This window comes from Methanocalculus sp. (assembly GCF_030651615.1).
Lineage (GTDB): Archaea > Halobacteriota > Methanomicrobia > Methanomicrobiales > Methanocorpusculaceae > Methanocalculus.
Genome location: NZ_JAUSCG010000214.1, coordinates 1 through 3,286 on the forward strand (window position 1 = coordinate 1; position 3,286 = coordinate 3,286).

Below are 3,286 nucleotides of genomic sequence, written 5' to 3' on the forward strand. Positions count from 1 at the left end.
GGCCATAGACCCCGTATGCGGCAAAGGTCTTCAGATCGACCTGAAGACCTGCGCCCCCGCTCGAATCGGAGCCGGCAATTGAACAGGCAGAATACGTGAGGTCACATGCCATAATGAAAGAACTCTTGTCCCACCCCCTCATCAGGATTCCGATCAACTCCTGCGCTGATCAGGATGAGGAATACGAAAAAGCAGTCGGGAAGAACCATCTGCATCACGCCTTTATTGCCGATCATCACCCTTCGGTACTTATGGATGTTGAAGGATACGTACGCAGATTTTCACGATTAGGCTGCTCTGATGAAGACCTGCGTACCCGCCTGCGTGACCGGATACTCGAGATCAAAGATGTACCAAAAGAATATGCCGAGGCGTTTGCAGGAGCGGCAATCGAAGAAGTCAGATTGACCGAAGGGCTCAGTGGCGATCTCTTCACCTATGAGAAAGCAGGGGTATCGATGGGAGCGTTTGGTGTTGGATCACGCGGCACCGGGGACTTCTATGCGCATCGAAAGATTGCAGAGATCATCGGTGATACAAATGCATCTGTCGGCGTCTCCGAGATGGATGACGGCGGCGTTGTTCAGGCAGGCGGCCAGTATATCATCGCAACCGTCGATGGGATGCACTCCCGCCTCTCAGACTACCCCTTCCTCGCAGGCTTCCATGCAACCCGTGCAACCCTCCGTGACGTCTATGTGATGGGCGCAACCCCTGTCGGTCTCATCTCGGATATCCATGTGGCAGATGATGGCGATGTCGCCAAAATCTTCGATTATACAGCAGGCGTCACCACAGTTGCAGAAGCACTCGGTGTCCCGCTCATTGCCGGATCGACCCTTCGGATCGGTGGCGATATGGTGATCGGCGACCGGATGACCGGATGTGTCGGGGTCGTCGGGGTCGCAGACCATATCACCGCCCGCCGCCAGATAAGGCCGGGGGATCTCTTTCTGATGACAGAAGGTGCAGGCGGCGGTACGATCGCCACTGCCGCCATCTACTCAGGCAACGCCGACTATGTTGATGAGACGATCAACCTCCACTTCCTCCGTGCATGTGATGCATTGATCAAAGATCCGGTCTTCTCAGAGATCCATGCGATGACCGATGTCACAAACGGCGGTCTCCGGGGAGATGTCTTTGAGATGGCAGAGACAGCACAGTGCCGGATCATCATTGAGGAAGAAAAACTCAGGGATCTCGTGAACCCCCGTGTCCTTACCCTCCTCGATAAACTCGGTATAGACTACCTTGGTGTCTCACTGGACGCACTCCTCGTCGTTGTGCCTCCTGAAGCAGCAGACCGCGTCATCGCCGTCATCAGGGGAACGGGTGTATCGGTGGAGATCATCGGGAGAGCAGAGGAGGGTCCTGCAGCATCCATCCTCATCTCAAGAGGAGAAGAGGTTGACTTTGCCCCACAGTTCCGCGAGGCTGCATACACCCCGCTCAAAAAGGTCGTTGAAAAGCAGTGCGACGACTTCGAGGCGATGAAGAAGAAGGTTGACCGTGCGGCAGAGGCGGCACGGGAGAAGAAGGTGAGGGTGCTTTCGCAGCTACAATAATCCCACTCTATTCTTTCCTGCCGCTAACACAGACATTGAATGCAAACAACGGAAGATGCCCCTCGATCAACGGTTCACACCGCTGCGCAATTGAGAAGATACGCGGGGAGAGAGTATAATGAGCAAATGAGCAACGGGTTGACTCAACATCAACAAAACCAGCATTTAAATACATCTCTTTCATCTCTTCTCCGGAATAGTAGTTCTCACCAAAATCACCGACACCGATTTTTCGGTACCCCAGCCACTCACCAAGTTTATAGAAGGGAGGGACCATCCATGTCATCATATTTCTGCCGAGCGTGCAGACGGCAATCCGTCCACCCGGCTTTAAGATCCTATATGACTCCCTGAGCATTGCATCGGGATCCTTTAAGTATGTGAACGCAAGAAGGCTTGCTACATTCTCGAAGCTCTCATCATCAAACGGCAGGATATCTGCTGTTCCAACCAGAAAATCAGATTCCGGACAGCGAAGGCGGGCAATCCTCACCATACCAGGTGAAATATCAAGCCCGACCCCCTGATCGCCATTCTTCAGATAGTGCTCGATAAAAAGACCGGTTCCGCATCCGAGATCAAGAAGGCTTCCGCCATTTGGGAGCCGGTTAAGTATGATCCTGCTGAGGTGATGGTGGTACAGCCTCCCCTGACGGAGATCGTACCGCTGATCATAAACCTCCGCAACCTCATCGTAATGTGCCTGTACCTTCGTTCTGCTCATATCTTCATCTCCAGAAGCCTCGCAAGGAATGCATTCACCTGAAGGTACTCATTCCCCGACATACCAATTAAAGAATCCGTTTCTGCAACGAGCAGTGTCGCTTTGGGGTTATTACAACAGACCTTGAGGGAACGCCAGATTGTTCTGATAAGTTCTCTTCCAGAGAGGCCATACTCGATCATGAGGGTCTCGGCACCCTTCTGGGCGGCTGACTGATCTCCACGCCTGACCGCGTCCAGGATCATGTTCGAGAGACGTACTGTCTCTGTGTCATCGATCGATTCGGGATCAATAGGGCAATTGGTCTCTACCGCCACCTGAAGATGCATAATCGCCTTTCTCAGATCTCCACGAACTGCTATTGCAAGGAGGTCGAGATCATCATCTGAGACCGTGCCTTCTTTCCCTTCAAGAGAGAGGATCTCCCTGAGCCGGTTCGCAATAAGAATACTTTCAATAGGGAGGAAGGAGAGGGGGAGAGAGCGGGATCTGAGCGGGTCAATCACAGAAGCAGGCTGTGTCGTTACAAAGATGAAACGGCATGTGGCACTGAACCGTTCCATTGTTCGCCGCAGACCGTTCTGGGCATCCTGAGGGAGGGCATCTGCCTCATCAAAGATTATCACCCTGAAGGGTGTATTTAAGGGCCGTAGTGAAGCATGCCACCGGACGATATGTTTGAAGTTGGCAAGAACGCTCATATTCTTCTGATACAGATGCGTGAACTTCGGATTTGCCTCAAGGTATGCTCTCCCCTGTGAAAAGAGGGTGCCTGAGGGGATCACAGTTACGTTCTCAGAAGTATATTCGCCATATACAAGTTTCAAAAAACATTCGAGTGCCGTCGTCTTCCCAACTCCACGAGATCCGGATACGAGCATATGGGGAAACGATCCACTCTCCGCAAACATCTTCAGCTGATTTTTTATATGCTCTTCTCCGAGGATCTCATCAAGTGTGTTTGGGCGGTATTTTTTAATCCATAGCATCGGAT

The 3,286-nt window shown here is 52.2% G+C and carries 4 protein-coding genes; 1 reads left to right on the forward strand and 3 read right to left on the reverse strand.

The features are described 5' to 3' along the window. A partial coding sequence (locus Q7V06_RS09130) for a bifunctional hydroxymethylpyrimidine kinase/phosphomethylpyrimidine kinase (RefSeq protein ID WP_304840792.1) occupies positions 1 to 112 on the reverse strand: 112 nt, incomplete at its 3' end. Positions 113 to 251: 139 nt separating this feature from the next. Here Q7V06_RS09130 and Q7V06_RS09135 point away from each other — a divergent pair. Next, positions 252 to 1,568 carry an AIR synthase-related protein gene (locus Q7V06_RS09135; RefSeq protein ID WP_304840794.1) on the forward strand — a complete coding sequence of 439 codons (1,317 nt, stop codon included), beginning with the start codon at positions 252 to 254 and terminating at the stop codon, positions 1,566 to 1,568. A gap of 7 nt (positions 1,569 to 1,575) precedes the next feature. On the opposite strand, the gene Q7V06_RS09140 is transcribed toward Q7V06_RS09135, so the two are convergent. Then, a complete protein-coding gene (locus Q7V06_RS09140; protein WP_304840788.1) occupies positions 1,576 to 2,292 on the reverse strand; it encodes a class I SAM-dependent methyltransferase in 717 nt (238 codons plus the stop codon). Next, a partial coding sequence (locus Q7V06_RS09145; RefSeq protein WP_304840790.1) for an AAA family ATPase occupies positions 2,289 to 3,286 on the reverse strand: 998 nt, incomplete at its 5' end. The genes Q7V06_RS09145 and Q7V06_RS09140, both read right to left, overlap by 4 nt.

Excerpts from the sequence above, each read along its gene's own strand:
- Q7V06_RS09135 (WP_304840794.1), top strand. The coding sequence starts at position 252 with ATGGATGTTGAAGGATACGTACGCAGATTTTCACGATTAGGCTGCTCT.
- Q7V06_RS09140 (WP_304840788.1), bottom strand. The coding sequence starts at position 2,292 with ATGAGCAGAACGAAGGTACAGGCACATTACGATGAGGTTGCGGAGGTT.